Below are 25,366 nucleotides of genomic sequence, written 5' to 3' on the forward strand. Positions count from 1 at the left end.
ACTCCCCGTTTCCGTTCCGTATGCGTAGGGACGCGAGGGCGGGCCGCCGGGTTGCCCCCGCGGCCCGCCTCGCTTTGTACGTCCTTTACTTGCCTTGCCAAGCCTCTTACTTCTCCAGCGCGGCCTCAAGTGCTTTGCGCTGTACGGCGGTCAGCTCGCCGCAGCCGGCGACGGCGAGGTCGAGGAGGGCGTTGAGTTCGTCGCGGGCGAAGGGTTCGGCCTCGGCGGTGCCCTGGACCTCGACGAAGCGGCCGTCGCCGGTGCAGACGACGTTCATGTCGGTCTCGGCGCGGACGTCCTCCTCGTAGCAGAGGTCCAGGAGGGGGACTCCGCCGACGATGCCTACCGAGACCGCCGAGACCGTGCCGGTGAGCGGCTGGCGGCCGGCCTTGATCAGCTTCTTGCCCTGGGCCCAGGTGACGGCGTCCGCGAGCGCGACGTACGCGCCGGTGATGGCGGCCGTACGGGTGCCGCCGTCGGCCTGGAGGACGTCGCAGTCGAGGACGATGGTGTTCTCGCCGAGGGCCTTGTAGTCGATGACGGCGCGCAGCGAGCGGCCGATGAGGCGGCTGATCTCGTGGGTGCGGCCGCCGATCTTGCCGCGGACGGACTCGCGGTCGCCGCGGGTGTTGGTGGCGCGGGGCAGCATGGAGTACTCCGCGGTGACCCAGCCCTCGCCGCTGCCCTTGCGCCAGCGGGGGACGCCTTCGGTGACGGAGGCGGTGCAGAAGACCTTGGTGTCGCCGAAGGAGACGAGGACGGAGCCCTCGGCGTGCTTGCTCCAGCCACGTTCGATGGTGACGGGGCGGAGCTGTTCGGGGGTTCGGCCGTCGATTCGAGACATGGCGAAGAGCCTAGTGGTAGGGGCGGTCCTCACACGGGGAAGGGGCTCCTCCCGGATCGGGAAGAGCCCCTCGGAAGTGCGCTTGCGGGACTTACATCAGGTCTTCGATGTCCGCCGCGATCGGGTCCGCGTCCGTGCCGATGACGACCTGGATCGCCGTGCCCATCTTGACGACGCCGTGGGCGCCGGCGGCCTTGAGGGCGGCTTCGTCGACCAAGCTCGGGTCCTTGACCTCGGTGCGCAGGCGGGTGATGCAGCCCTCGACCTCTTCGATGTTGTCGATGCCGCCCAGCCCGGCAACGATCTTCTCAGCCTTGGTGGCCATGGTGTTCTCTCCCTGATCAGAACCGCTTTGTCGCAGTAACCCACAGTTGGCCCAGCTTCGCGAGCGGTCATGTCGTGCGTGCCGAATGATGGTGACGATCACTTCGCCAACTGGTCTACACCACATTACCGAGGGGCGTCCATGAGTGCCGACAGTGCCGCCGCCGGTCCCGGGCGCGTCTCCTGGAACAAGGTGTTCCAGGGGTTGCAGAAGATGGGCCGCAGTCTCCAACTCCCCATCGCCGTACTGCCGGCCGCCGGCATCCTCAACCGGCTGGGGCAGCCGGACGTGTTCGGGGACGACGGGCTGGGCTGGACCAATGTCTCGAAGGTGATGGCGGGTGCGGGCGGCGCGCTGCTGGACGGGCAGTTGGGGTTGCCGCTGCTGTTCTGTGTGGGTGTCGCGATCGGGATGGCGAAGAAGTCTGACGGGTCGACGGCGCTGGCCGGGCTGGTCGGTTTCCTCGTGTACTACAACGTGCTGCGCCAGTTCCCCAAGGACTGCACGGGCGGTACGAACGTGGTGCCGGGGATCGGCTGCCAGGCCGCGGATCATTCGGTGTCGGCGTTCACGTACCAGAATCCCGGGGTGTTCGGCGGGATCGTGCTGGGGCTGCTGACCGCGTTCTTCTGGGCGCGGTACCACCGTACGAAGCTGGTGGACTGGCTGGGCTTCTTCAACGGGCGGCGGCTGGTGCCGATCATCATGTCGTTCGTGGCGATCGCGGTCGCGGCGGTGGCGCTGTGGATCTGGCCGCCGATCGGCACGGGTCTTGAGCACTTCAGCGACTGGCTGAGTGCCCGGGGCGCGGTGGGTGCGGGGGTGTTCGGTCTCGCCAACCGGGCGCTGCTCGTCGTAGGACTGCATCAGTTCCTGAACGTGCCCATCTGGTTCCAGTTCGGGAGTTACACCAAGCCGGACGGGACGGTGGTGCACGGTGACATCAACATGTTCCTGGCGGGTGACCCGAACGCGGGGCAGTTCACCTCGGGCTTCTTCCCGATCATGATGTTCGCGCTGCCGGCGGCGGCGCTCGCGATCGCACACTGCGCGAAGCCGAGCCGCCGCAAGGAGGTGAGCGGGCTGATGCTGTCGGTCGCGCTGACGTCCTTCGTGACCGGCATCACCGAGCCGATCGAGTACTCGTTCCTGTTCATCGCGCCCCTCCTCTACGCCGTCCACGCGGTGTTGACGGGTGTGTCGATGGCGGTGACCTGGGGGCTCGGGGTGCACGACGGGTTCAGCTTCTCGGCGGGTCTGATCGACTACGCGATCAACTGGAATCTGGCGACGAAGCCGTGGGCGATCATTCCGATCGGGCTGTGCTTCGCGGCGGTGTACTACGTCGTCTTCCGGTTCGCGATCACGAAGTTCGACCTGAAGACTCCGGGGCGGGAACCGGAGGACGAGCAGGAGGACGTGACAAAAGCCTGACGGAACAGCCTTACGGTGTAAGCGAGTTGGGCCCCCGGACCGCCGGTCCGGGGGCCTTTTGCTGTGCCTGCCCCCGTGTACGTGGCGTAGCGAATCGGTCGCAGATTCCGCGGGTTCCTTTATGCGGACTTCATCTGCTACAACAGGTCTACACCACTGAGTGGTGTAGACCACCACCCGATGGAGGAAGTCTATGTCCACCGCCACCGCGCCAACGGCGGCCCCCGCGAAGAAGTGGGGATCCGGCCTGTTCCAGGGCCTACAGAAGATCGGCCGCAGCCTCCAGCTCCCGATCGCCGTGCTTCCGGCGGCGGGCATCCTCCTCCGGCTCGGACAGCCCGACGTGTTCGGCAAGGACGGCCTCGGCTGGGACAAGGTCGCCTCCGTGTTCGCCACCGCGGGCGACGCCGTCTTCAGCAACCTGCCACTGCTGTTCTGCGTGGGCATCGCCATCGGCTTCGCCAAGAAGTCGGACGGCTCCACGGCGTTGGCGGCGCTGGTCGGTTTCCTGGTCTACAAGAACGTACTGACCGCGTTCCCGATCACCGACGCGAAGGTCACCAAGGGCGTCGACGTCGCCGCGACCTACAACGACCCCAAGGTGCTCGGCGGAATCATCATGGGTCTGATAGCCGCGGTCACCTGGCAGCGGTTCCACCGCACCAAGCTCCCCGACTGGCTCGGCTTCTTCAACGGCCGTCGTCTGGTGCCGATCCTGATGGCCTTCGTCGGCACCGCCGTCGGCGTCTTCTTCGGCCTGGTCTGGGAGCCCATCGGCAACGTCATCACGGACTTCGGCCAGTGGATGACCGGCCTGGGCGCCGTCGGTGCGGCCATCTTCGGCGCGATCAACCGCGCGCTGCTGCCGGTGGGTATGCACCAGTTCGTCAACACCGTGGCCTGGCAGGAGATCGGCACCTACAAGGACTCCTCCGGTGCCGTCTGGCACGGCGACCTGCCGCGCTTCTTCCACGGCGACCCGACCGCCGGCCAGTTCATGACGGGCTTCTTCCCGATCATGATGTTCGCCCTCCCGGCCGCCGCGCTGGCGATCACGCACTGCGCCCGCCCCGAGCGCCGCAAGGTCGTCGGCGGCATGATGCTGTCGCTCGCGCTGACCTCGTTCGTCACCGGCATCACCGAGCCGATCGAGTTCTCGTTCATGTTCATCGCGCCGGTCCTGTACGCCATCCACGCGGTGCTGACCGCCCTCTCGATGGCGGTCACCTGGGCCCTGGGCGTGCACCACGGCTTCAGCTTCTCGGCCGGTGCGATCGACTACTTCCTCAACTGGAACCTGGCCACCAAGCCCTGGCTGATCATCCCGATCGGCCTGGTCTTCGCGGCGATCTACTACACCGTCTTCCGCTTCGCGATCATCAGGTGGAACCTCCCCACCCCGGGCCGCGAGCCCGAGGAGGAGATCGAGGACCTCACCACGGCGTGAGCCCGTACCAACACCCGATGCCCGGCCCGGAGTTCACCCCGGACCGGGCATCGTCGTGTGCCGCGCCCGTCACACCGTGAGGACGATCTTCCCGCGCACCGACCGCGCCTCACTCCTGCGATGCGCCTCCGCCGCCTCGGTCAGCGGCAGGGTCAGGCCGACGCGGGCCTTCTTCTTCCCGTCGGCGAGATCGGCGAGGATCCGCGCGAGCAGCGCGCCGTCCGACTGCGCGCTGACCCGGCGTACGTCGACACCGCGCTCCGCCGCGGGCTCCGGCACGACCGCGATGACGACGAAGACACCGCCGTCGCGCACGGCGTGGATCAGGTCGCCGCCGATACCGGCGGGGTCCACGACGAGGTCGACCCCGCCGGGCACCGACTTCCGTACCGCGGCGGCGAGTTCACCGGCGTCGCCCGCCCGGCCGAGGACGATGTCGGCGCCGAGACCCTCGACATACTTCTCGTCGCCGTTCGACGCGACGGCGACGACCCTGGCGCCGCGGCCGGCCGCGTGCTGGACCGCCCACATCCCGATCGCGCCGCTCGCGCCGGTGACCAGGACGGTCTGCCCGGCTTCGAGGCCGCCCAGGTCGAGGGACTGCCAGGCGGTCTCGGCGGTGATCGGGACGGCGGCGGCCGTGATGTCGTCGACGCCGTCCGGAATCTCCGCGAGATGGGCGGGGTCGATGGAGACGACCTCCGCGTACGTGCCCTCCTGGTCCACGAACCAGGGCGCGAGCCCGGCGACCCGGGTGCCCGGGGCGAACGGTCCCTCGCCGTCGATCACCGTGCCCGCGAGATCCGCGCCGAGGATGAACGGCGGTGCCAGATCGGGCAGCACCTGGCGCAGCCAGCCCGCGCGGGCCGCGAGGTCGGCCGGGTTCACGGACGTTCCCGTCACCCGGACCCGGACCCGTCCGGCGCGCGGCTCGGGTTCGGGGATCTCGGTCACGGTGAGCACCTCGGGGCCACCGAAGTCGTACTGCTGAATCGCTTTCATCACAGCCTCTTTCGTGGTGAGTCGGGTGGGGGCGGGTCAGTCGTGGACGGTCATTCCGAAGCCGCCGTCGAGGCGCATCGACTCCATGAGCATGAAGGCGTTGCTCTCGGTGAAGACGTCGGCCGCGGCGAGGACACCGGTGTACTTCCGGACCACCGGGCGGGCGGCTACGGCGACCACCTCGTCGAGGTAGGTCTTGACCGCGGCCCAGGTGTTGTCGCCGTACTTCACGAAGTAGGGGGTGGCGTCGACCGTGGTGAGGGCGGTACGGATCTCCGTCTCCAGGTCGTCCATGTAGTCGATGTGGATCCTGAGGTCGTGGCGCGTCCCCAGTCTGCCGAGGTGGCCGCCGATGAAGGTGGTCCACGGGTACTTGAGGGCCTTGGCCGGCGCTTGGAGCGAGCCCGGGATGTCCTCGTTGATGTTGAGGTTGGCGAACGGCACCCAGCCCGGCAGCGCCACGTCCACCAGCATCAGCGTGTCGTGGGCCGGGAGGTGGATGTAGATGTTGTCGGGGGTGTGGTTGGCGCCCTGCCAGGCGAGTTCGATGCGCTCGCCGCCGATGTGCAGGACCCGGTGGTCCTCGAAGGTCTCCTCGGGGGCGGGCTTGTTGGGGTCGTCGTCCCGGAGGAGGAGTCTGCGGGTCTCTGAGTGTCCGATCCGCGTGACATGCCGACCGAAGATGCCGGAGCCGCCCGCGTGGTCGGAGTGGTGGTGCGAGTAGATGAGGTGCGTGACCTTGTTGCTCAGGCCGCTCGGCCTGGTCACGTCGTCGATCGCGCGCTGGATGTTGTGGCCGATCGAGGGCGGCGCGTCGAGCAGCACCACTCCGTCGCGGGTGGTCAGGAACGCGGAGACATAGGTGCCGTCGGTGACCCAGTAGAGGTTCCGTTTGATACGTCCGACGTAGTAGCCCTGGCTGTTGAGCGCCGGGCCGAGCGAGGACTTGGGCACCGGGGCGTAGTCGGGCAGGCCGGTGGTGTCGGCGGCGCGGGCCGGGGCGGCGAGTGCGGTGTCGGCGACGACGGTTCCGATCGCGGGGACCGCGGTCAGGGCGGCGGCGCGGGCCAGGAGGGAGCGGCGCGAGGTGTGGGCGGCCATGTGGCTGGACCTCTTCTCTGCGGCGGCGCAGAACGCAGGATACAGGGGCTGGATAATTGCTTGCCTGAGCAACAATAGGCTTGTTTAGTTGCCCAGGCAAGCAGTTCGATGCGTGGGGGCGTGCGATCAGAAGCTGTCGCCGCTGAGCGCCTCCAGGAAGACCTTCGGGTTCCAGTACTCCCGGTAGTTGACGATCAGCCCGTCGCGGAAGGTCACGAAAGTCGCGTAACTCATGTTGTAGGGGTTGCCGTTGGAGACCACGCCGCCGATCACGCTCCACTCCGCGATCGCCACGTTCTCGTCGGCGGTCGCGTAGACGCGCACCGAGGGGATCTCGCGGATGTCGATGAGGTCGGGGTAGCCGCGCAGGTAGTCGTAGAGCGCCTCGCGTCCCTCGATCCGGGCGGGCGATCCCTCGGGGGCGAAGGGGAATTCGGCGACGACGCCGTCCGCGCACAGATCCGTCCAGGCCTTCATGTCCTTGGCGAGGAAGGTGTCGAGGGTGTGCCGCAGCAGGTCGACGGCCGAGGGGGTACCGGGGGTGGTGCCGCTCATCGTGTGCTCCTGTCGTGAGTGACGTCCGCCGTGGGTGACGGACGCTCCGACACTAGCACTGTGTAAGCGACACAGCGACACTTCTTTCGGGGTGACGCCGAGGGTCACCCCGCCGGGCGGTCAGGTCACCATTCGAGCGGCATCGTGAAGTTCCCGAGGCGGGCGACCTCGTCGGCGATCTCGGCGACCGTGGTGTGGTCCAGCTCCGCCTCGAAGGCCTCGCGGGCACGGGTCAGCGCGGGCTGGAGACCGCCCACGATGTTGCTGCCGACCGCGCAGTCCGGCGGCGGCGGGGTGCGGTGCAGGGTGAACAGGCGGGTGTCCTCCACCGCCCGGTACACCTCAAGGAGGTTGATCTCCTCGGCCGGCCTGGCCAGCAACGCGCCGCCGCCCGCGCCGAGTTGGGACCGGGTGAGCCCGGCGGCGCTCAGCCGGGACAGCAGGCCGCGGATCACCACGGGGCTCGTGTTGGCCGAGTGGGCGAGGTCCTCGGAGCGCAGCGGTTTGCCGCCGCTGACCGCGAGGGCGACCAGGGCGTGGACGGCGACGACGAAACGACTGCTGGTGGGCATGGCGATCCCGGAGCGTGTAAGAGTGACGGTTACACGTCCCACTATGCCGCAGCGAAGACTTGCCGTGCGGCCGTCGACTGGCGCACAATTTGCTTGCGTGAGCAATGAGCACCTCTTCAGTACTCTCGACGCCCTCGACGCTGTGACGCAGGAGATGAGAACCATGGCTGATGTCCCGAGCGATCTCCCGACCGCACGGGTCGCGGTGGTGACCGGCGGAGCCGGCGCGATCGGCGGTGCGATCGCCCGCGAACTCGCCCGGCTCGGACACCGGGTCGTCGTCCTGGACCGGACCGGTGACGTCGTGTGCGATCTCGCCTCGGAGCAGGACGTACGGCGGGCCGCCGCCGAGATCCTGGAGCGGTACGGCCGGGTCGACGTGCTCGTGCACTCGGCCGCCGCGGCCGATCCGCTGGAGTGGGAGACCGTCGCCCTCGCCGACTGGCGGCGGATCCAGGCCGTCAACGTCGAGTCGGTCCTGCTGCTGGCCCAGGCCTTCGTGCCCGGGATGCGGGAACGCGGGTTCGGCCGGATCGTGCTCATCACCTCCGACACCGTGTGGAAGCCGCCGAGCCCCGACCTGCTCGGCTACATCACCAGCAAGGGGGCGCTCACCGCGTTCGGGCGCACCCTGGCCACCGCGCTCGGCAGGGACGGGATCGCCGTGACGTCCGTCGCCCCCGGTCTCACCCGCACCCCCGCGACCGCCTACCAGCCGGACGAGGCCTTCGAGGCGGCCCTGGCCACCCAGGCACTCCCCCGCCCCCTCGTCCCCGACGACGTCGCCGCGACCGTGGGCTTCCTGGCGGGCGACGCCGCCGAGGCGCTGACCGGCCAGGTCCTGACGGTGGACGGCGGCAGCCTGCTGCGCTGAGCGCCGGGGCACGACAAGGCCCCCGCGGCCCGGAGGAAAAACGGGCCGCGGGGGCCTTCACCTGTGCGCGGTCAGATGTCGTACGACGCTCTCGGCGCCGCCAGTTCCACCGGGCCGGCGTAGACCTCGCGGGCGTCGGCCAGGTTGGCCTGGGGGTCGGTCCACGGCGGGATGTGGGTCAGCACGAGGCGCCTGACCCCCGCCCTGGTCGCCGTCTCGCCCGCCTCGCGGCCGTTGAGGTGGAGGTCGGGGATGTTCTCCTTGCCGTGGGTGAACGCGGCCTCGCACAGGAACAGGTCGGTGTCCCGGGCGAGTTCGTCCAGGGATTCGCTGACGCCCGTGTCACCGGAGTAGGTGAGGGACCGGCCGCCGTGCTCGACGCGGATGGCGTAGGCCTCGACGGGGTGGCGGACCCGCTCGGTGTGCACGGTGAAGGGGCCGACGTCGAACGTGGACGGCTTCACCGTGTGGAAGTCGAAGACCTCGCTCATCGAGGAGGCGGTGGGGGTGTCGGCGTAGGCCGTGGTGAGGCGGTGCTCGGTGCCCTCGGGGCCGTAGACCGGGATGGGGTCGCAACGGCCGCCGTCGTGGCGGTAGTAGCGCGCGACGAAGTACGCGCACATGTCGATGCAGTGGTCGGCGTGCAGATGGCTGAGGAAGATCGCGTCGAGGTCGTAGAGACCGCAGTGGCGCTGCAGCTCGCCAAGGGCGCCGTTGCCCATGTCGAGGAGCAGCCGGAAGCCGTCGGCCTCTACGAGGTAGCTCGAACAGGCCGATTCCGCGGACGGGAACGACCCTGAGCAGCCGACGACGGTGAGCTTCATAAAGCAGAAACCTCCGCTGGCGGTAACTTCTGGAGTTGGGGGACGGGGGTCGTGCGGTCCGTCGAGCGTAAGGCGCAAAAGGGCCGGTCGCTCCTCCGCCAAGGGCTGTTGTGGGGGAACTCACCTGTGGTGTCACCGGTTCGGCTGGAACCGGGGCGGGTGGGGTGCGCGAGGGGCGCGCGGCGGGGATTGCGCGCCGGTAACGTCGTCCCATGGACAGGTTCTGGTGGCTCGCGCTCGCGGCGGTGATGTTGCTGGCGCTCGTCGCCACGCTGGTCGACGGATGGGGGCGGGGGCGCGGGCCCGCGCGGAAGGTGCGCGGGGACCGGCCCCGGCCCGCCGAGATCTGGTGGGCCAACGTCCCCTACGAGGATCAGCCGGGCGCGGCGAAGGACCGGCCGTGTCTGGTGCTCGCGGTGCGCGGGCGGACGGCGACGGTCGCGAAGATCACCAGCAAGTACCACGACGAGCGCGGCGGGGTGATCGCGCTGCCCCCGGGGTCGGTGGGCGACGCGCGGGGGCGGGCGAGCTATCTGGAGACCGACGAGCTGCGGTCCGTGCCGGTGGCCGATTTCCGGCGGCGGGTGGGGGTCGCGGACCCGGTTCTCTGGGACCAGGTACGACACCTCGCGCGGTAGGCGCTGACGAGCACAACGACCCCTGGATCCATGGCGATTGGGGCGGCGCCACAGGGGTCGGACACCGGTTCGTGGGGATACTGACCCGTATGACGGACTGGCTCATACTCGCGGGTTGTTTCGTGATCGCGTTCACGGCGTTGATGCTCGACGACAAGGTGCGCGGCGGCGCCGCCGATGCCCGCCTGGAGGCGTTTCTGGCCGAGGACCGCGGCGGCGCCGTCGTCGGCCCGGAGGACGTGGAACGGCTCGGCCCGCTGGCCCTCGGCGCGCTGAACGGCGAGGCGCAATGGGGGGCACGCACGGGGGCGCTGGCCAGGCTGGTGGCTGCGGGGCGGCTGCACCGGATGCCGCAGGACACACCCGGGCAGGGGCGCTGGGAATCCCGTGACGCACCGCCCTCGGACGCCGACGAGTTCGAGCGTGAACTGTGGGACGCGGCGCGGCCGTTGCATGTGCGCAACCCCGCCTTCTCCCCCGACCAGGGCGAGGGCGAGTACCTGTGGGAGCTACGGGCGCCGAACTCCTACCACCTGGTGAAATCGGCGGAGGCACGGCTGGTCGGCGAGGGCTGGACCCGGGCGCAGTTCGAGATGGTTCCCGGTCTGCCGCTGCGCTGGGGCCGGTGGTCGGCGATCGCCGCGGCGGCCACGGTGCCTGCCGTGACCGTGCTGCTGCTCGACCAGGCCTGGGTCCGGGCCGGGCTGGCGTTCCTCATCGGGGCGATGGCACTGCGGAAGGTCTTCCCCGACGGCCCGGCCATGCCGCGTCACCTGCCCACCGTCACCGGCAAGGGGGAAGCGGCGCTCCGGGTGGCGCGGGAGCGCTACGCGGAACTGGATCCGGCGACCCGCCCGGCGACGGAGCCGTACGACCCGGGTCAGGTGCGGATGGCGGTCGCGCTCTTCGGCTTCGCGGTGGTCGACCGCATCGACGCGAGGATCAAGGACGACTGGGCCCGTGAGGCGGTCGTCTCCTGGGGCCCCGGGGAGTGAGCCCGGGGCGCTCGTGTCAGGCCCAGAGCTGACCCTGGAGGGTCGCGATCGCTTCCTCTGTCGTCGCCGCCGTGTACACGCCCGTCGACAGGTACTTCCAGCCGCCGTCCGCCACCACGAACGCGATGTCCGCGCTCTCCCCCGCCGCTACGGCCTTCTTGCCGACGCCGATCGCCGCGTGCAGGGCCGCGCCGGTGGAGACGCCCGCGAAGATGCCCTCCTGCTGGAGGAGTTCGCGGGTGCGGGTGACCGCGTCGGCCGAGCCGACCGAGAAGCGGGTGGTGAGGACGGAGGCGTCGTAGAGCTCGGGGACGAAGCCCTCGTCGAGGTTGCGGAGGCCGTAGACGAGGTCGTCGTAGCGCGGCTCGGCGGCGACGATCTTGACGTCCGGCTTGTGTTCGCGGAGGTAGCGGCCGACGCCCATCAGGGTGCCTGTCGTGCCGAGGCCCGCCACGAAGTGGGTGATCGACGGGAGGTCGGTGAGGATCTCCGGGCCCGTGGTCGCGTAGTGGGCGCCCGCGTTGTCCGGGTTGCCGTACTGGTAGAGCATCACCCAGTCCGGGTGTTCGGCGGCGAGTTCCTTCGCCACGCGGACCGCCGTGTTGGAGCCGCCTGCCGCGGGACTGGGGATGATCTCCGCGCCCCACATGTTGAGCAGGTCGCGGCGTTCCTGCGAGGTGTTCTCGGGCATCACGCAGACCATGCGGTAGCCCTTGAGCTTCGCCGCCATGGCCAGGGAGATGCCGGTGTTTCCCGAGGTCGGCTCCAGGATCGTGCAGCCGGGGGTCAGGCGGCCGTCCTTCTCCGCCTGTTCGATCATGTGCAGGGCCGGGCGGTCCTTGACCGAGCCGGTCGGGTTGCGGTCCTCCAGCTTGGCCCAGATGCGGACGTCGGTGGACGGCGAGAGCCGCGGCAGGCGCACCAGAGGGGTGTTGCCCACCGCGGCCAGCGGGGAGTCGTAACGCATCGACGATCAGGCCATACCGCCGGCCACGGCCGGCAGGATCGTGACGCTGTCGCCGTCGGTCAGCTTGGTGTTGATGCCGTCGAGGAAGCGGACGTCCTCGTCGTTCAGGTAGACGTTGACGAAGCGGCGCAGTTCGCCGCCGTCGACGATCCGGGCCTGGATGCCCGCGTGCCGGGTTTCGAGGTCGGCGAAGAGCGCGGCGAGGTTCTCACCGGCACCCTCGACGGCCTTCTCGCCGCCGGTGTAGGTGCGGAGGATGGTGGGGATGCGGACCTCGATGGCCATGGCAAGGGGCTCCTGTCGGAAGCGGAAGGGGTCTGGTCTCGGTGGGCGCGCGGCATGAGCGGGGGCGCCCACAGCACGCGGCCGTACGGCGACTGCGCGAGGCCTCAACAGATGGCGCTGTTCAGCCTGCACAGGTCGACGTGCAGCCGCGCCACGAGCAGCGTGCCCGGCGCCTTGTCGCTCACGTCGAGAAGAACCATGGGCTCATCGTATCGATTCCCGGTCCGGGCCCCGGTATGTGATCTCACAATTCGGACTAAATTCATTCGGGGGGTGAGACGGCGCAGCTCAGGCGGACTGTCAGGCGGACTGCCGTACGACCAGCCGGGTGGGCACGATCGCCGAGGGCGGCGCCACGACAGCGTCGTCCCCGGGGAGCGGTTCGGTGCGGTCGAACAGGAGTCGGGCCAGCAGGCGGCCCATCTCGGCGACGTCCTGGTGGACGGTGGTCAGCGGTGGATCGGTCGCCTCGGAGATGGAGACGAGGTCGTCGAAGCCGACCACGGCCACGTCCTCGGGGACCCGGCGCCCGCGTTCGCGCAGGGTCTGGAGGGCGCCGGATGCCATGAGGTCGGAGGCGACGAAGACGGCGTCCAGGTCGGGGTGGCGGTCGAGCAGCGCGGCCATGGCGTCGGCGCCGCCCTGGCGGGTGTAGTCGGCGCGTTCGACCAGGTGGGGCGCGGTGTCGGGGAGGGCGTCGCGGTAACCGGCGAGCCGGTCGGCGGCGGAGTGCTCCTGGTCGTAGGGGCCGGTGACGGTGGCGATGCGGCGGCGGCCGAGGGCGAGGAGGTGCCGTACGGCCTGGCGGGCGCCGCCGCGGTTGTCGCCGTCGACGTAGGCCTGGCCGCGCACGGGGTCGCCGTCGCACAGGAGGGGACGGCCGCCGAAGACGGCGGGCAGGGCGAGCCGGTCGACCATCTCGGGCATCCGGTCGCCGGGGCGCAGCGAGAAGAGGATCGCGCCGTCGACATGGCCGCCGCCGAGATAGTCGGCCACGCGCGCGTAGTCGTCGGGTTCGTCGACGAACAACAGGACGGCCTGGGCGCCGTGTTGGGCGAGTTCGGAGCGGATGCCGCGCAGCAGGCAGTCGAAGAACGGGTCGAGGAACAGCCGGTCCTCGGGCTGGGCGGCCACGACCGCGACGGCGCCGGTGCGGCGGGTGACCAGTTGCCGGGCCGCCTGGTTGGGGACGTAGCCCAGCGCGGAGATCGCCTCCCGGACCCGGACCGCGACCTCCCCACTCACCTTGGGCTCGCCGTTGACCACCCGCGACACCGTGGACTTGGAGACCCCCGACCAGCGGGCGACATCCTCCAGCGTGGGGCGCCGTGCGTTCGACCGCTGCGTCAACACCATCTCCGTCACGGCGAGTTGGGCTGTTGCGTACGCGGTCAGTATGCCTCTCAGTACGCCTCTACGACCTTCACGTCCTCCTCCGTGATCTCGCCCTCCACGATCCGGTAGGAGCGGAACTGGAAGGGGCCGGCGTCGTCGGTGTCGGCGGTGGAGACGAGAACGTAGTGGGCGCCGGGCTCGTTGGCGTAGGAGAGGTCGGTGCGGGAGGGGTAGGCCTCGGTCGCGGTGTGGGAGTGGTAGATGATCACCGGCTCCTCGTCGCGGTCGTCCATCTCGCGGTAGAGCTTCAGCAGGTCCTGCGAGTCGAACTCGTAGAACGTGGGCGAGCGGGCCGCGTTCAGCATCGGGATGAACCGCTCGGGGCGGTCCGTGCCCGCCGGGCCCGCGACGACTCCGCACGCCTCGTCGGGGTGGTCCGCGCGCGCGTGCGCCACGATCTGGTCGAAGAGGGTGTGGGTGATGGTCAGGGTCGACATGGTCGTCAGGATAAGCAGACGGGACGGTGCGTACCGACTCGTGGTACGCACCGGCCCGTATGCCGGGATCGGAGGGGTCAGCGGACGGATCAGCCGACCTTCTCGAACTGCGGCTCGCGGCGCTCGGTGACCTGCGGGTCGCGGACCTTGAGGGCGATCCAGCCGCCGATCAGGGCGAGGGTCCAGCCCGCCATGACGTAGAGGCAGACGCGGGAGTCGGGGTCGTAGGCGATGAGGCCCGTGACGAAGAGCAGGAACGCGATGGCCACGTACGAGAACTTCGCGCCGCCCGGGGCCGGGAAGGACGAGGCCGGGAGGCGGCCCGCGTCGACCGCGCGGCGGTAGAGGACGTGGCTGATCAGGATCATCAGCCACGTCCAGATGCCGGCGGCGGTGGCCACCGAGGTGACGTAGCCGAAGGCCTTCTCCGGGACGACGTAGTTGAGGACCACGCCGATGCCCATGAAGGCGACGGAGATCGTGATGCCGGTCGCCGGGGTCTTGGACGCGGACAGCTTGCTGAAGACCTTCGGGGCCTCGCCGTTGTCCGCGAGGGTGCGGAGCATGCGGCCCGTCGAGTACATGCCCGAGTTGCAGGAGGAAAGGGCCGCCGTGAGGACCACGAAGTTGACGATGCCCGCGCCCGCCGGGATGCCGATCTTCGCGAACGCCTCGACGAACGGGCTGACGCCCGGGGCGAATTCGGTCCACTTCACGACGCAGAGGATGACGGTGAGGGCGCCTACGTAGAAGAGGGCGATGCGCCAGGGGAGGGTGTTGATCGCCTTGGGGAGGGTCTTCTCCGGGTTCTCGGACTCGCCCGCGGTGACGCCGACCAGTTCGACGGCGAGGTAGGCGAACATCACGCCCTGGAGGGTCATCAGGGAGGAGCCGATGCCCTTGGGGAAGAAGCCGTCGAACTGCCAGAGGTTGGCGACGGACGCGGTGTCACCGGCGCTGCTGAAGCCGAAGGTGAGGACGCCGAGGCCGATCACGATCATGCCGATCAAGGCGGTGACCTTGACCATCGAGAACCAGAACTCGATCTCGCCGAAGAGCTTCACCGAGATCAGGTTGGCGACGAAGAGGATCACCAGGAAGGCGAGCGCGGTCATCCATTGGGAGACGGCGGGGAACCAGTAGTTGACGTAGATGGCGGCGGCCGTGAGTTCGGCCATGCCGGTGACCACCCACATCAGCCAGTACGTCCAGGCGGTGAGGTAGCCGAAGAACGGGCCGAGGAATTCGCGGGAGTACTCCGCGAAGGAGCCCGACACCGGGCGGTACAGGAGCAGTTCGCCCAGAGCCCGCATGATGAAGAAGATGATCACGCCCGCGAGGGCGTACATGAAGATGAGGCTGGGTCCGGCCTTGGCGATGTTCGCCCCGGCTCCCAGGAACAGCCCGACGCCGACGGCGCCGCCGATCGCGATCATCTGGACCTGACGGCTGCCGAGCCCGCGCTCGTACCCCTCCTCGGGGGTCTTGTCCGTCTCGACCTGAGCGGAGGTCATGTGTGGTGCGCCTTTCTCCGAATCCCCCCATGGACTGGAGCTGCCCGGCCGAGGTCCGTCGGCCGCATGGCGAACCCGGCGGGACATGGGTGGCGTCCGCCGGGCGGTCGTGAAGATTTATCACGGTCGCAATCGTGATCGACGGGAACACTTGTGGCACACACCACAGGAAGAAGCGGACAAAAAGGAGCGACGGCCAGCATTCCTGGCCGTCGCGGTGACGTGATCGTTATGTGGATTTGAGGGTCCGCTGAGCGAACAGGGCGCGAACGGAACGGCTGTCTCGGATCAGCGCAGCAACGTCGTGACCAGGGTTTCCTGGAGGCCGCCCAGCCACAGGTAGGCCATCACCATCGGCTTGCGGGGGTCCTCGTCCGGGAGGCGGTAGAGGTCGTCGGTGTCGTCCTCGTCGGTGATGTCGAGGCGTGAACCGATCGCCAGGCGCAGGTCGTTGAGGGAGCCGAGCCACTGGCGGGACTCGTCGGCGGTGAGTTTGAGGACCGCGCCGCCGTCGCCGCCGGGGGTGAGCGAGTCGAGGGTGCGGATCACCGCGAGGGCGTTCTCGCGCTTGCCGGCGCGCAGGTCGTTCTCGGTGAAGCGGCGGAACTCGGCGGAGTGCGCCATCCGTTCCTCCGCGTCCTGCGGGGAGTCCGGGGCCTGCTCCGGGTCCGTGTACGCGTCCGGGAACAGGCGCCGCAGCACCGGGTCGGAGGGCGGTTCGCTCGGGCCCTCGGCGAAGAGTTCGGCGAGCGGGTCGGCGGAGGCGTCCTCGCCGGGGCCGGGGCCGATCAGCTCAAGGAGCTGGACGGCCAGTGACCGGATGATCGAGATCTCGACATCGTCGAGGGCGACGGCGGCGCCGCCGTCGCGGAGCGGTTCGAAGTGTCCTGGCATCGGGATGGGTCGCTACTTCCGGTCCTGCTGGAGGGTGGCCCACAGACCGTAGCCGTGCATGGCCTGCACGTCGCGTTCCATCTCCTCGCGGCTTCCGCTGGAGACGACCGCGCGGCCCTTGTGGTGGACGTCCTTCATGAGCTTGGTGGCCTTGTCCTTCGAGTAGCCGAAGTACGTCTGGAAGACGTACGTCACGTAGCTCATGAGGTTGACCGGGTCGTTGTGCACGATCGTGACCCAGGGGACATCGGGCTCGGGTACGGCGAAGACCTCCTCCGCCGACTCGGTGCGTTCGATCTCCAGGGGTGCGGGTGACGTCACAGCGCCCATGCTGCCACCACAAGGGGGTGCCCGCACAAATGGACCCCACAAATCGTCAGAGTGACGAGATGGGAGTACCATCCATCGTCATGAACACAGCGGACCTTGGGCTGCCGGTGGACGTTCCCTCGACGGCGCTCTTCACCGACCACTACGAACTGACGATGCTTCAGGCCGCCCTCAAAGCGGGTACGGCGGACCGGCGTTCGGTCTTCGAGTGCTTCACCCGGAGGCTGCCCGAGGGGCGTCGCTACGGCGTCGTCGCGGGCACCGGACGCGTCCTGGACGCGGTGGAGAACTTCCGGTTCGACGCGGACGTCCTCGGCTTCCTGCGCGAGCGTCGGGTCGTCAACGAGGAGACCCTCGAATGGCTCGCCGCCTACCGCTTCAGCGGTGACGTCTGGGGCTATCCGGAGGGCGAGGTGTACTTCCCCGGCTCGCCGATCATCCGGGTCGAGGGCTCCTTCGCCGAGTGCGTGCTCCTGGAGACCGTGATCCTCTCCATCCTCAACCACGACTCCGCGATCGCGGCCGCCGCCTCCCGCATGGCCTCCGCGGCGGGCGACCGCCCGCTGATCGAGATGGGCGCCCGCCGCACCCACGAACTCGCCGCCGTCGCCGCCTCCCGCGCCGCCTACGTCGGCGGTTTCGCCACCACGTCCGACCTCGCGGCCGGTTTCCGCTACGGCATCCCCACCGTCGGCACCTCCGCACACGCCTTCACCCTGCTCCACGACAACGAACGCGACGCGTTCCAGGCCCAGGTGGACTCGCTCGGCCGCAACACCACCCTCCTCGTGGACACGTACGACGTCACCGAGGCCGTCCGTACGGCGGTGGAGGTCGCCGGGCCCGAACTGGGCGCCGTCCGCATCGACTCCGGGGACCTGCTGCTCGTCGCACACCGGGTGCGGCAGCAGCTGGACGAGCTGGGCGCCGTCAACACGAAGATCATCGTGACCTCCGACCTCGACGAGTACGCCATCGCCTCGCTCGCGGCGGCGCCCGTGGACGCGTACGGCGTCGGCACCCAGCTGGTGACCGGCTCCGGGCACCCGACCTGCTCCATGGTCTACAAGCTGGTCGCCCGCGCCGAGTCCGCCGACCCGAAGGCGCCGCTTCTGCCGGTCGCGAAGAAGTCCAGCGGGGGCAAGACGTCCATCGGCGGGCGCAAGTGGGCGGCACGGCGGCTGGACGGCGAGGGGATCGCGGAGGCCGAGGTCATCGGCATCGGACCGGTCCCCGCCGAACTGGCCGACCGGCAGCTCCTCGTCGAGCTGGTCAAGGGCGGCGAGGTCGTGGCCCGCGAACCGCTGGACGTCGTACGGGACCGGCATGCGGCGGCGCGGGCCAACCTGCCGTTGTCCGCCACCCAGTTGTCGCGCGGGGAAGCGGTCATTCCTACGGAGTACGTGCAACTGCGCTCGGGTAGTTAAGACCCGCCACTCACGTCTCGCGAGTTAAGACCAGTACGAAAATCAGGAGTGCGCCCTCCCGCGGTGGCGCCGAAGTCTCTAGGCTCGAATCTCACTCTCCGCGAAGGACACCACCATGCGCCGCGCCTTGATCGTCGTTGACGTACAGAACGACTTCTGCGAAGGAGGCAGTCTCGCGGTGGCCGGTGGTGCCGACGTGGCCGCCGCCGTGACCGAGCTGATCGGGCAGGCGCCCGCCGGCTACCGGCATGTCGTCGCCACCCGCGACCACCACATCGCGCCCGGCGGCCACTTCGCCGACAACCCCGACTACGCCCACTCCTGGCCCGCGCACTGCGTCGCGGGCACGGAGGGGGTCGGGTTCCACCCGAACTTCGCGCCCGCGGTCGCCTCCGGGGCGATCGACGCCGTCTTCGACAAGGGGGCGTACGCGGCGGCGTACAGCGGGTTCGAGGGGCGGGACGAGAACGGGGTCGCGCTGGGGGACTGGTTGCGGGCGCGGGAGATCGACGAGGTGGATGTGGTGGGGATCGCGACCGACCACTGCGTGAAGGCGACCGCGTTGGACTCTGTGCGGGAGGGGTTCCGTACGCAGGTGTTGCTTGATCTGACGGCTGGGGTGGCCAAGGAGACGACCGACCGCGCGCTGGAGGAACTGCGCGCGGCCGGTGTGGAGTTGACGGGGAAGCCGGTCGTCTAGCGGCTTTTTGACTGCGGTCCGGTGGGGGCTGGTCGCGCCCACGCGGCGGAGCCGCAAATCGATTCAGACCCGCGCCCCTTCAGGGGCGCTCCCGCTCACCGGATGTTGCCTGCTGAGGCTCTCGCCCTCGATGTCGACGTTGGGCAACAGCCTGTCCAGCCAACCCGGGAGCCAGGAGATGCGTTCGCCGAGGATCGCCAGGACTGCCGGGACGAAGGCCATGCGGACTACGAACGCGTCGAAGAGGACGGCTATCGCGAGGCCGAAGCCGATCATCTTGATCATGGAGTCGCCGGCCGTGATGAAGCCCGCGAAGACCGAGATCATGATGAGGGCGGCGGCGGTCACGACGCGGGCGCTGTAGCGGAACCCGGTCGCGATCGAGGCTCGGGCCGCGCTGCCGTGGACGTAGGCCTCGCGGATGCGGGAGACGAGGAAGACCTCGTAGTCCATGGCCAGGCCGAACACGATGCCCACCAGGAAGATCGGCATCAGGCTCATGATCGGGCCGGTGCTCTCCACCCCCAACAGGCTTGCGCCCCAGCCCCATTGGAAGACCGCGACCACGCAGCCGAGTGCGGCGAGCACCGAGAGCAGGAACCCTACGGCCGCCTTGATCGGGATGACGATCGAGCGGAACACCAGGAGCAGGAGCAGGACCGCCAGGCCTACGACCACGATCAGGTACGGGATCAGGGCGCCGCTGACCTTCTGGGCCACGTCGATGTTGAGGGCGGTGGTGCCGGTGACCTCGAAGGTCGCGCCGGGGGTCGCCGCGGTGATCGCGGGGCGGTCGTCGCGGATGGTGTGGACGAGGTCGACGGTCTTCTGACTGGTCGGCGCCTCGGCCGGTACGGCGGTGAACAGGGCTGTGTTTCCTGCCGAGTTGAAGCGCACCGGTGAGACCGAGACCACGCCCGGTACGGCGGCGATCCGCTTCTCGACCGTGGCCGCGGCGGCCTTCGGGTGAGTGGAGTCCGTGAGGTCCACGACCACCGTCAGCGGGCCGTTGAAGCCGGGGCCGAACGCCTTGGCGAGGTCGTCGTAGGCACGGCGTTCCGTGGTCGCGGTGGACTTGGCCTCGTCTCCGGACTGGCCGAGCTGGAGGCCGATCACGGGGAGCGCGAGGACGACGAGTCCGGCGACCGTGCCGAACAGCACCGGCCAGGGGTGGCGCAGCACGAACCCGGCCCAGCGGCTGCCCATGTTGCCGGCCACGCCCTGGATGCGGCGGCCGGTGGTCTTGTAGCGGCGGGAGAGGACCGCGCGGGGCCAGAAGCCGAGCAGGGCGGGGACGAGGGTCAGCGCGATGAGGACGGCGATGACGACCGCGCCCGCCGCGCACAGGCCCATCTTCGTGAGGAGCGGGATGCCTACGACGGAGAGGCCGGCGAGGGCGATGACGACGGTGAGGCCCGCGAAGACCACCGCCGAGCCCGCGGTGCCGACGGCGAGGCCCGCCGCCTCGTCGGTGGTGTGGCCGTTGGCGCGTTCCTCGCGGTAGCGGAAGACGACGAACACCGCGTAGTCGATCCCGCAGGCCAGGCCGAGCATCGTGGCGAGGGTGCCCGTGGAGTCGGAGAGGCCGAGGGTGGCGGCCAGGGTGGTGATCGCGGTCATCGAGATGCCGACGCCGAGGATCGCGGTCAGCAGCGGGAGTCCGGCGGCCGCGAGGGATCCGAAGGTGATCAGCAGGACCACGGCGGCGATCGCGACGCCGAGGATCTCGCCGACGCCGCCCGCCGAGGGCTGTGCGGCCAGGGCGGTGCCGCCGATCTCGACGGTCAGGCCGGAGTCGCGGGCCTGCGCGGCGGCGGTCCTGAGGTTGTTCTTGGCGGTGTCGGAGAGGTCGCTGGCCTGCACGGTGTACGTGATCGTCGAGTACGCGGTCGTCGCGTCCTTGCTGACCGCGTCCGCCTGGAAGGGGTTCACCGCGCTCGCGACCTGCGGGCCGCCGGAGACCTCGTCGACCAGCCGGACGACGGCCGCGCGGTCCTCGCCGGTGGTGATCTTCTGTCCGTCCGGGGCGACGAAGACGACCCGGGCCACGGCGCCGTCCGCCTGTGCGCCGGGGAAGCGCTGCTGGATCAGGTCGAAGGCCCGCTGGGACTCGACGCCGGGGGTGGAGAAGGTGGTGGCGGGGGCTTCGGCCGCCTTGGCGGAGGCGAAACCGAGGGCCGCGAGGATCACCACCCAGAGGATGGTCACGTACCAGCGCCGGCGGAAGGCCATGCGCCCCAGGCGGTAGAGGACGGTTGCCACGAAGGCCTCCGGCGGTCTTTAGGGTGCCCCGAGCCATCTCAGGATGGGGTGCATCGGGGCGGACCGCCTGTTGGGGGCACGCGGGGTGCGTCGTCGGTTGTCTGCGGGCCGGTGGGGGCTGGGCGCGCAGTTCCCCGCGCCCCTGAGGGGCGCGTTGCAGGCGCCGCCCTTATGCGGGCGCCGCGGGCCTGCGCAGCAGCGCTCTGATCGGGTGCCACAGTTCGTGTGGGAGTTCCGCGCCCGGGGTCGCGACAGCGTTGTCAGGGGCCGTGCGCCATATCAGGCCGTCGGGGTGGTGCAGGACCGCGGTGATCTCGTCCGGGGTCGGTGGCTCCGCGTTGCCGCGCAGGTAGACGGCCCGCATTCCGAGGTTGCGGAGCCTGGTCAGGGCCCGGGCGCGGTTGCGGGCGTGGACGAGCACGCGGACGCAGCCTTCGCCCTGGGCGGTGGGTCTTGGCAGGTTCAATGCCACCACCACGCTGCCTGTGGGCAGCCTGCAGAAACCTCCTGCGGACAATGCGGTCACACCCCCGTGCGAGTCGGTGTCGATGTCGGTGTCAGTGTCGGTGTCAATAAGACGGGCACAGGACGCACCTAAACACGTATCGGCGGCGACCCGCCAGGGGGTCGCCGCCGATACGTTTCTGACCTGCGGTTTTACCGACTACTTCGCCGAGGGGCCGACCTGGACCGTGACCGTCGAGCCGTTCAGCGGCTCCTTGACGATCTTGATCCGGGTGTTGGTGTCAGTGATCTTGACACCAGCTGTCGGGTTCGACGTGTCGTAGTAGGTCGACTTCCCGTCGTCGAAGACGGGGACGCCGGGCTGCGACTTGATCTTCGTGGCGACGTCGGCCTTGTGCAGCGTGACCGAGTCCGTCCGGTACAGGCTGAACGGCGAGTCGTAGGCCTGGATGCGGTTGCGCATCAGCGTGCCGTCGGACCACTTCAGCTGCGTCGGGTGCGAGTCGATCGGCAGGATCAGGCCCTCACCGGCGTGCTCGCTGGTGTTGTCGTCCGCCTGCGAGGTGTCCCACTTCCAGATCAACAGGCCGTTCTGGTAGGCGTAGTGCTCCACCCAGTCCGGACGGGTCGTCGAGAAGCCGAAGTTGTACGGGCCGACCTTCAACACCTTGTCGTACGACACGTATTGACGGTTCTCGGCGATGTAGTACTGCGCGTAGTCGTCCGTGAAGGACGAGCCGATGCGCGAGAAGCCCTTCGCCGTCCAGGCCGCGTCCGCGGACTCGGCGTTGTCGGAGAAGAGGGTGGCGCCGTCGGCGGTCACCGTGATCTCGTCGGCCGCGAAGCCCTTCTGCGCCACACCGCTGTCCGTCTGGTAGCGGAAGCGGACGTCGATCTTCTGGCCCGCGTAGGCGTCCAGCGGGTACGTCAGCTTCTGGTACGCGGCGGCCGTGCCGGTGAGGGCGGGGTTGCCGCTGCCGTCACGCGGGATGGCGGAGCCGTCGGCCAGCGTGCCGTCGATCGGGGTCCAGGTGGCGCCGCCGTCCTTCGACACCTCGGTGTAGAGGTAGTCGTAGTCCTGCTCGGTGTCGTACCAGCCGTCCAGCGTGAGCGCGGCCGACGACTTGCCGGTCAAGTCCACTGTGCGGGAAAGGGTGTTGCTCAGGCTGTTGCCGCTGCCGCTCCACCACTGCGTGGCACCCTGCGCCGGGGTGACCACCGTCGTGGTGACCGCCTTCTCGGGCAACTGCACCACCAGAGCCTGCGCGTTCTTGGTGTTGTACTCGGCAACACCCAGCGTGTGCTTCGACTTGACGCCGGCCTTCGCCACGTCGTAGTCCAGCCAGCCCAGTTGGAGCTTGTCCCAGGCGTTCATGTCGCCGGGCAGGTCGCCGATGGCCTCCTTGCCCGTGCCGAGCCAGGAGCCGGACGACATCAGGGTCCAGAAGCCGGTGGAGTTCTCGCCGCCCGCGGTGTCGTACTCGTCGGGCAGGCCGAGGTCGTGGCCGTACTCGTGGGCGTAGACGCCGAGTCCGCCGTTCTCCGGCTGGATGGTGTAGTCGCCGACCCAGACGCCGGTGTCGCCGACCTGCGCGCCGCCGAGCCTGTTGGTGTCCGGGCCGGTCGAGCCGGCGTCGGTGCCGAAGGCGTACCAGCGGTGGGCCCAGATCGCGTCCTCGCCCTGCGCGCCGCCGCCCGCGGACTCGTCCTCGCCGGCGTGCACGATCTGGAAGTGGTCGATGTAGCCGTCGGGCTCGTTGAAGTTGCCGTCGCCGTCGTAGTCGTAGCGGTCCCACTGGTCGAACTGGGCCAGCTCCGTCTTGATCTCGGCGGCCGTGTCACCGGCGGCCTCGCGCTGGGCGACCCAGGCGTTGACGCCGTCCTGCACCGCGTACCAGGCGCCGGTGGAGGCCTTGTTGGAGCCGTAACGGGCCTCGTTGTAGGGGACCTTGACCCAGTCGGTGACCTCGCCGTCGACCGAGTAGCGGCCCGAGGACTGCTTCTCGTAGTACTTCTTGAGCGACTCGGTGTTCTTGCCGGTGCCGAAGTACAGGTCCTGGAAGTGCGCCTGGTTGTAATCCGCCTGCCAGGCCGTGGAGTTGTCCTTCGTGCGGTCCGGCGCGGCTATCTGGTTGTGCAGCGGGCCGACGGTGCCGCCGTAGCGGCTGTCGACCTGGTCGCCGAACTCGACCAGGATGGTGAAGATCTTGTCGGTCTTCTCCCGGCTCAGTTCGACGTACTTGCTCTTGCCGCCCTTGCTCTTGAGCTGGACGACCTTCGAGCCGTTGCGGTCCTTGACGGACGCCTTGCCGGCTATGACCTCGTTGAGGGCCTCCTGGCGCTGGGCGTCCTGCGTCTTGCTCAGCGGGCCGTCGAGGTCGTGCTCCTTCTGCGCGACCGGCGCGGGGTCGTGCCGGTCGACGGCTGCGGACTTGGCCGAGGTGTTGGCCTCCGCCACGGCGAACGTCGAGAACGTGGCGGTGGCCGCCGCGAGGGCGACACCTATCGCGGCCGCTCTGAACGTCCAGGGTCTGCTGGTCACTTGAGGTCCTCCCCTGCGTGCCCGACCGCGCGGAAGGGGGGGTCCTGGAAGTCGTGGAAGATCCGCGCGCGGTGTACGCGTGATAGTCAAGTGACGTTATTTGACTAGAGGTTTACGAGAAAAGACAGACCTTGACTTGGACAGGACAAGTGCACTATGCGAAGCCGGGGTCCGCTTTACGGACACGCACAGGCGCCTCGGGGCTCGCTCAACGGGCGCGTACATCCGTCCACTTGGTGGACGCCATGACTCCGTGCGCCCCCCATGCTCCGGAGCTGTGTGTTAGGTCATGCTTACTGCACGTTCCACTCGGGCATGCAGGCGAATAGAGTCGATTGGCGGATCGCCCGGAACCCGGCGGAAAGCCAGGCCGACATCCTTGTCGCACCCCCCTTTCACTGCTCCCCTCCATCGCCTAACGAGGACTCGATTGCCATGCCTCGTCCGACCGCCGCACAGCTCGCCTACGGTTCGTTCACCGTGATCTTCTCGACGCTCGCCATGCTGCTGCTGTCACAGACGAGTTCGGGTCTGGGGATCGCGGTCGTCGCCTTCGCGGCGCTCGCCCTCGGGCTGCTCGTCTCGCTGACGGTGCCACAGCCCAAGTCCCGTGCCGCGGCCGCGGCCCGCGCGGCGGCCGAGGCCGTGCCCGCGCCCGCCCCGGCCCTCGTTCCGCAGCGCAGGCGCGTGCCGGTGCGGCGGGAGACCGTGTCCGCCGCCGCCGTCTCGTCGGCGGAGCCGGTACGGGAGCGGAGCACTCCCTAGACCAAGCACAAGCGCAGGCACAAGCTCAAGCTCAACTATGCGAATCGGCGGGCCCGTTGACGACGGACCCGCCGATCGCTTGTGTACGCCCGGGAGTTGCACCCGGCCGCCTCAACGCGTGCTGACCACCACGGTCTTGGCGGCCTTGTCGTGCAGGCCCTGCTTGTACGGCTTGTCGAAGAAGCTCCAACCGCCGCTGATCGCCGTCCAGATGCAGGCGCAGCAGAACGCGAACGGGATCCACAGCACCGCCGCGCGGATCAGGTTGGTCTGCACGGAGGGCGTCGACCCGTTGTCGAGGTTGGCCACCCGCAGGCCCAGCCACTTCTTGCCCAGCGTCTGGCCCGACTTGGCGAGCATCACGGTGTCGTAGCCCATGTACAGCACGGCCGCGGTGAGCGACTGGCCGAGCGACTTGGCGTACGACACGTGGTCGGAGTTGATGTCGTACTCGTGCACGCCGAAGGCCCAGGTGAGCAGCCAGACGACGATGCCGACGAGGATCATGTCGATGATCCGGGCGAGCGTGCGCCGGCCGCTGTCGGCGAGCGGAGGCATGCCGGCGAGCGGGTCGGTGGGGTAGGAGCCGCCGCCGTAGGGGGGCGGTTCACCGCCGTACGGCGGCGGGTCGTACGGTGAGCCCGATCCCTGGCCAGGAGGGGGCTGCTTCCTGAACGGGTCGTCTTCCGGCGGCTGCTGGCCGGAGCCCGGAGGCGGTTCGGTACTCATGGCCCGAGTCGACCGCGAACGCCGTGTCTCCGCATCCGGCGAG

Annotated in this window: 27 protein-coding genes; 8 read left to right on the forward strand and 19 right to left on the reverse strand. The window is 69.3% G+C overall.

Annotation, left to right across the window (positions count from 1 at the left end; genetic code table 11):
• Positions 1-106 precede the first annotated feature (106 nt).
• Positions 107-844: a ribonuclease PH gene (gene rph, locus ACWIHT_RS24015; RefSeq protein ID WP_019065907.1), complete on the reverse strand. Its 738-nt coding sequence runs from the start codon at positions 842-844 to the stop codon at positions 107-109.
• Between the two features lie 91 nt (positions 845-935).
• Positions 936-1,295 carry a PTS glucose/sucrose transporter subunit IIB gene (locus ACWIHT_RS24020; RefSeq protein WP_262061038.1) on the reverse strand — a complete coding sequence of 120 codons (360 nt, stop codon included), beginning with the start codon at positions 1,293-1,295 and terminating at the stop codon, positions 936-938.
• 15 nt (positions 1,296-1,310) lie between these two features.
• Between ACWIHT_RS24020 and ACWIHT_RS24025 the strand changes: the two genes are divergently transcribed.
• Together ACWIHT_RS24025 and ACWIHT_RS24030 are read left to right on the forward strand one after the other, a co-directional pair.
• Positions 1,311-2,603, forward strand: coding sequence for a PTS transporter subunit EIIC (locus ACWIHT_RS24025; RefSeq protein WP_456170263.1), 1,293 nt, complete (start codon positions 1,311-1,313; stop codon positions 2,601-2,603).
• 193 nt (positions 2,604-2,796) lie between these two features.
• Positions 2,797-4,050: a PTS transporter subunit EIIC gene (locus tag ACWIHT_RS24030; RefSeq protein WP_456170264.1), complete on the forward strand. Its 1,254-nt coding sequence runs from the start codon at positions 2,797-2,799 to the stop codon at positions 4,048-4,050.
• Between the two features lie 69 nt (positions 4,051-4,119).
• Here ACWIHT_RS24030 and ACWIHT_RS24035 read toward each other — a convergent pair whose 3' ends face one another.
• From ACWIHT_RS24035 to ACWIHT_RS24050, 4 genes are all read right to left on the reverse strand, one after another.
• The gene (locus ACWIHT_RS24035; RefSeq protein ID WP_456170265.1) at positions 4,120-5,052 is read right to left on the reverse strand and encodes an NADP-dependent oxidoreductase; all 933 of its coding nucleotides are present in this window, start codon (positions 5,050-5,052) and stop codon (positions 4,120-4,122) included.
• 36 nt (positions 5,053-5,088) lie between these two features.
• Positions 5,089-6,153, reverse strand: a complete 1,065-nt coding sequence (locus ACWIHT_RS24040; protein ID WP_456170266.1) for an MBL fold metallo-hydrolase — start codon at positions 6,151-6,153, stop codon at positions 5,089-5,091.
• 126 nt (positions 6,154-6,279) lie between these two features.
• Complete coding sequence (locus ACWIHT_RS24045; RefSeq protein ID WP_456170268.1) at positions 6,280-6,708, reverse strand: nuclear transport factor 2 family protein; 429 nt, start codon at positions 6,706-6,708, stop codon at positions 6,280-6,282.
• A 125-nt stretch (positions 6,709-6,833) separates the two neighbouring features.
• A complete protein-coding gene (locus ACWIHT_RS24050) occupies positions 6,834-7,280 on the reverse strand; it encodes an Rrf2 family transcriptional regulator (protein WP_456170270.1) in 447 nt (148 codons plus the stop codon).
• Between the two features lie 163 nt (positions 7,281-7,443).
• Here ACWIHT_RS24050 and ACWIHT_RS24055 point away from each other — a divergent pair, with 163 nt between their 5' ends.
• Positions 7,444-8,154, forward strand: coding sequence for an SDR family NAD(P)-dependent oxidoreductase (locus tag ACWIHT_RS24055; protein WP_456170271.1), 711 nt, complete (start codon positions 7,444-7,446; stop codon positions 8,152-8,154).
• A 71-nt stretch (positions 8,155-8,225) separates the two neighbouring features.
• Here ACWIHT_RS24055 and ACWIHT_RS24060 read toward each other — a convergent pair whose 3' ends face one another.
• Positions 8,226-8,978, reverse strand: a complete 753-nt coding sequence (locus ACWIHT_RS24060) for an MBL fold metallo-hydrolase (RefSeq protein WP_456170272.1) — start codon at positions 8,976-8,978, stop codon at positions 8,226-8,228.
• A 212-nt stretch (positions 8,979-9,190) separates the two neighbouring features.
• Here ACWIHT_RS24060 and ACWIHT_RS24065 point away from each other — a divergent pair, with 212 nt between their 5' ends.
• Together ACWIHT_RS24065 and ACWIHT_RS24070 are read left to right on the forward strand one after the other, a co-directional pair.
• Positions 9,191-9,616: a type II toxin-antitoxin system PemK/MazF family toxin gene (locus tag ACWIHT_RS24065; protein WP_456170274.1), complete on the forward strand. Its 426-nt coding sequence runs from the start codon at positions 9,191-9,193 to the stop codon at positions 9,614-9,616.
• An 89-nt stretch (positions 9,617-9,705) separates the two neighbouring features.
• On the forward strand, positions 9,706-10,611 hold the full coding sequence (locus ACWIHT_RS24070) for a hypothetical protein (protein WP_456170275.1): 906 nt from the start codon (positions 9,706-9,708) through the stop codon (positions 10,609-10,611).
• Positions 10,612-10,627: 16 nt separating this feature from the next.
• On the opposite strand, the gene ACWIHT_RS24075 is transcribed toward ACWIHT_RS24070, so the two are convergent.
• The 8 genes from ACWIHT_RS24075 to clpS form a co-directional block, all read right to left on the reverse strand.
• On the reverse strand, positions 10,628-11,578 hold the full coding sequence (locus ACWIHT_RS24075; protein WP_456170276.1) for a PLP-dependent cysteine synthase family protein: 951 nt from the start codon (positions 11,576-11,578) through the stop codon (positions 10,628-10,630).
• Between the two features lie 6 nt (positions 11,579-11,584).
• Positions 11,585-11,863, reverse strand: coding sequence for a MoaD/ThiS family protein (locus ACWIHT_RS24080; RefSeq protein ID WP_019065920.1), 279 nt, complete (start codon positions 11,861-11,863; stop codon positions 11,585-11,587).
• Between the two features lie 104 nt (positions 11,864-11,967).
• Positions 11,968-12,063 (reverse strand): putative leader peptide, encoded by a 96-nt coding sequence (locus tag ACWIHT_RS24085; protein WP_019065921.1) that lies wholly within the window; start codon positions 12,061-12,063, stop codon positions 11,968-11,970.
• A gap of 100 nt (positions 12,064-12,163) precedes the next feature.
• On the reverse strand, positions 12,164-13,219 hold the full coding sequence (locus ACWIHT_RS24090; RefSeq protein ID WP_456170386.1) for a LacI family DNA-binding transcriptional regulator: 1,056 nt from the start codon (positions 13,217-13,219) through the stop codon (positions 12,164-12,166).
• A 47-nt stretch (positions 13,220-13,266) separates the two neighbouring features.
• Positions 13,267-13,695 carry a Mov34/MPN/PAD-1 family protein gene (locus tag ACWIHT_RS24095; RefSeq protein ID WP_456170278.1) on the reverse strand — a complete coding sequence of 143 codons (429 nt, stop codon included), beginning with the start codon at positions 13,693-13,695 and terminating at the stop codon, positions 13,267-13,269.
• A gap of 89 nt (positions 13,696-13,784) precedes the next feature.
• Complete coding sequence (locus ACWIHT_RS24100) at positions 13,785-15,209, reverse strand: amino acid permease (RefSeq protein WP_456170279.1); 1,425 nt, start codon at positions 15,207-15,209, stop codon at positions 13,785-13,787.
• 288 nt (positions 15,210-15,497) lie between these two features.
• Entirely contained in the window at positions 15,498-16,103 is a 606-nt protein-coding gene (locus ACWIHT_RS24105; RefSeq protein ID WP_456170280.1) for a DUF2017 domain-containing protein, read from the reverse strand.
• 12 nt (positions 16,104-16,115) lie between these two features.
• On the reverse strand, positions 16,116-16,433 hold the full coding sequence (clpS, locus tag ACWIHT_RS24110) for an ATP-dependent Clp protease adapter ClpS (RefSeq protein WP_200690853.1): 318 nt from the start codon (positions 16,431-16,433) through the stop codon (positions 16,116-16,118).
• An 80-nt stretch (positions 16,434-16,513) separates the two neighbouring features.
• Between clpS and ACWIHT_RS24115 the strand changes: the two genes are divergently transcribed.
• Together ACWIHT_RS24115 and ACWIHT_RS24120 are read left to right on the forward strand one after the other, a co-directional pair.
• Positions 16,514-17,860: a nicotinate phosphoribosyltransferase gene (locus tag ACWIHT_RS24115; RefSeq protein ID WP_456170281.1), complete on the forward strand. Its 1,347-nt coding sequence runs from the start codon at positions 16,514-16,516 to the stop codon at positions 17,858-17,860.
• 115 nt (positions 17,861-17,975) lie between these two features.
• Positions 17,976-18,560 (forward strand): isochorismatase family protein, encoded by a 585-nt coding sequence (locus tag ACWIHT_RS24120; protein ID WP_201055416.1) that lies wholly within the window; start codon positions 17,976-17,978, stop codon positions 18,558-18,560.
• A 63-nt stretch (positions 18,561-18,623) separates the two neighbouring features.
• On the opposite strand, the gene ACWIHT_RS24125 is transcribed toward ACWIHT_RS24120, so the two are convergent.
• The 3 genes from ACWIHT_RS24125 to ACWIHT_RS24135 form a co-directional block, all read right to left on the reverse strand.
• A complete protein-coding gene (locus ACWIHT_RS24125) occupies positions 18,624-20,822 on the reverse strand; it encodes an MMPL family transporter (protein ID WP_456170283.1) in 2,199 nt (732 codons plus the stop codon).
• A 169-nt stretch (positions 20,823-20,991) separates the two neighbouring features.
• The gene (locus ACWIHT_RS24130) at positions 20,992-21,339 is read right to left on the reverse strand and encodes a hypothetical protein (RefSeq protein ID WP_456170284.1); all 348 of its coding nucleotides are present in this window, start codon (positions 21,337-21,339) and stop codon (positions 20,992-20,994) included.
• A gap of 147 nt (positions 21,340-21,486) precedes the next feature.
• The gene (locus tag ACWIHT_RS24135; protein ID WP_456170285.1) at positions 21,487-23,829 is read right to left on the reverse strand and encodes an immune inhibitor A domain-containing protein; all 2,343 of its coding nucleotides are present in this window, start codon (positions 23,827-23,829) and stop codon (positions 21,487-21,489) included.
• Between the two features lie 435 nt (positions 23,830-24,264).
• Between ACWIHT_RS24135 and ACWIHT_RS24140 the strand changes: the two genes are divergently transcribed.
• The gene (locus ACWIHT_RS24140) at positions 24,265-24,594 is read left to right on the forward strand and encodes a hypothetical protein (protein ID WP_456170286.1); all 330 of its coding nucleotides are present in this window, start codon (positions 24,265-24,267) and stop codon (positions 24,592-24,594) included.
• A gap of 111 nt (positions 24,595-24,705) precedes the next feature.
• Here ACWIHT_RS24140 and ACWIHT_RS24145 read toward each other — a convergent pair whose 3' ends face one another.
• The gene (locus tag ACWIHT_RS24145; protein ID WP_456170287.1) at positions 24,706-25,323 is read right to left on the reverse strand and encodes an RDD family protein; all 618 of its coding nucleotides are present in this window, start codon (positions 25,321-25,323) and stop codon (positions 24,706-24,708) included.
• Between the last annotated feature and the right edge of the window lie 43 nt (positions 25,324-25,366).

Source organism: Streptomyces sp. NPDC002276 (assembly GCF_053891435.1).

Bases quoted from the DNA above. Each gene is read 5' to 3' on its own strand.
- ACWIHT_RS24020 (WP_262061038.1), bottom strand. From the start codon at position 1,295: ATGTGGTGTAGACCAGTTGGCGAAGTGATCGTCACCATCATTCGGCAC.
- ACWIHT_RS24025 (WP_456170263.1), top strand. From the start codon at position 1,311: ATGAGTGCCGACAGTGCCGCCGCCGGTCCCGGGCGCGTCTCCTGGAAC.
- ACWIHT_RS24145 (WP_456170287.1), bottom strand. From the start codon at position 25,323: ATGAGTACCGAACCGCCTCCGGGCTCCGGCCAGCAGCCGCCGGAAGAC.
- ACWIHT_RS24075 (WP_456170276.1), bottom strand. From the start codon at position 11,578: ATGCGTTACGACTCCCCGCTGGCCGCGGTGGGCAACACCCCTCTGGTG.
- ACWIHT_RS24070 (WP_456170275.1), top strand. From the start codon at position 9,706: ATGACGGACTGGCTCATACTCGCGGGTTGTTTCGTGATCGCGTTCACG.
- rph (WP_019065907.1), bottom strand. From the start codon at position 844: ATGTCTCGAATCGACGGCCGAACCCCCGAACAGCTCCGCCCCGTCACC.
- ACWIHT_RS24040 (WP_456170266.1), bottom strand. From the start codon at position 6,153: ATGGCCGCCCACACCTCGCGCCGCTCCCTCCTGGCCCGCGCCGCCGCC.
- ACWIHT_RS24120 (WP_201055416.1), top strand. From the start codon at position 17,976: ATGCGCCGCGCCTTGATCGTCGTTGACGTACAGAACGACTTCTGCGAA.
- ACWIHT_RS24065 (WP_456170274.1), top strand. From the start codon at position 9,191: ATGGACAGGTTCTGGTGGCTCGCGCTCGCGGCGGTGATGTTGCTGGCG.
- ACWIHT_RS24090 (WP_456170386.1), bottom strand. From the start codon at position 13,219: ATGGTGTTGACGCAGCGGTCGAACGCACGGCGCCCCACGCTGGAGGAT.
- ACWIHT_RS24055 (WP_456170271.1), top strand. From the start codon at position 7,444: ATGGCTGATGTCCCGAGCGATCTCCCGACCGCACGGGTCGCGGTGGTG.
- ACWIHT_RS24060 (WP_456170272.1), bottom strand. From the start codon at position 8,978: ATGAAGCTCACCGTCGTCGGCTGCTCAGGGTCGTTCCCGTCCGCGGAA.
- ACWIHT_RS24045 (WP_456170268.1), bottom strand. From the start codon at position 6,708: ATGAGCGGCACCACCCCCGGTACCCCCTCGGCCGTCGACCTGCTGCGG.
- ACWIHT_RS24115 (WP_456170281.1), top strand. From the start codon at position 16,514: ATGAACACAGCGGACCTTGGGCTGCCGGTGGACGTTCCCTCGACGGCG.
- ACWIHT_RS24050 (WP_456170270.1), bottom strand. From the start codon at position 7,280: ATGCCCACCAGCAGTCGTTTCGTCGTCGCCGTCCACGCCCTGGTCGCC.
- ACWIHT_RS24080 (WP_019065920.1), bottom strand. From the start codon at position 11,863: ATGGCCATCGAGGTCCGCATCCCCACCATCCTCCGCACCTACACCGGC.
- ACWIHT_RS24100 (WP_456170279.1), bottom strand. From the start codon at position 15,209: ATGACCTCCGCTCAGGTCGAGACGGACAAGACCCCCGAGGAGGGGTAC.
- clpS (WP_200690853.1), bottom strand. From the start codon at position 16,433: ATGGGCGCTGTGACGTCACCCGCACCCCTGGAGATCGAACGCACCGAG.
- ACWIHT_RS24140 (WP_456170286.1), top strand. From the start codon at position 24,265: ATGCCTCGTCCGACCGCCGCACAGCTCGCCTACGGTTCGTTCACCGTG.
- ACWIHT_RS24030 (WP_456170264.1), top strand. From the start codon at position 2,797: ATGTCCACCGCCACCGCGCCAACGGCGGCCCCCGCGAAGAAGTGGGGA.
- ACWIHT_RS24095 (WP_456170278.1), bottom strand. From the start codon at position 13,695: ATGTCGACCCTGACCATCACCCACACCCTCTTCGACCAGATCGTGGCG.
- ACWIHT_RS24105 (WP_456170280.1), bottom strand. From the start codon at position 16,103: ATGCCAGGACACTTCGAACCGCTCCGCGACGGCGGCGCCGCCGTCGCC.
- ACWIHT_RS24035 (WP_456170265.1), bottom strand. From the start codon at position 5,052: ATGAAAGCGATTCAGCAGTACGACTTCGGTGGCCCCGAGGTGCTCACC.
- ACWIHT_RS24085 (WP_019065921.1), bottom strand. From the start codon at position 12,063: ATGGTTCTTCTCGACGTGAGCGACAAGGCGCCGGGCACGCTGCTCGTG.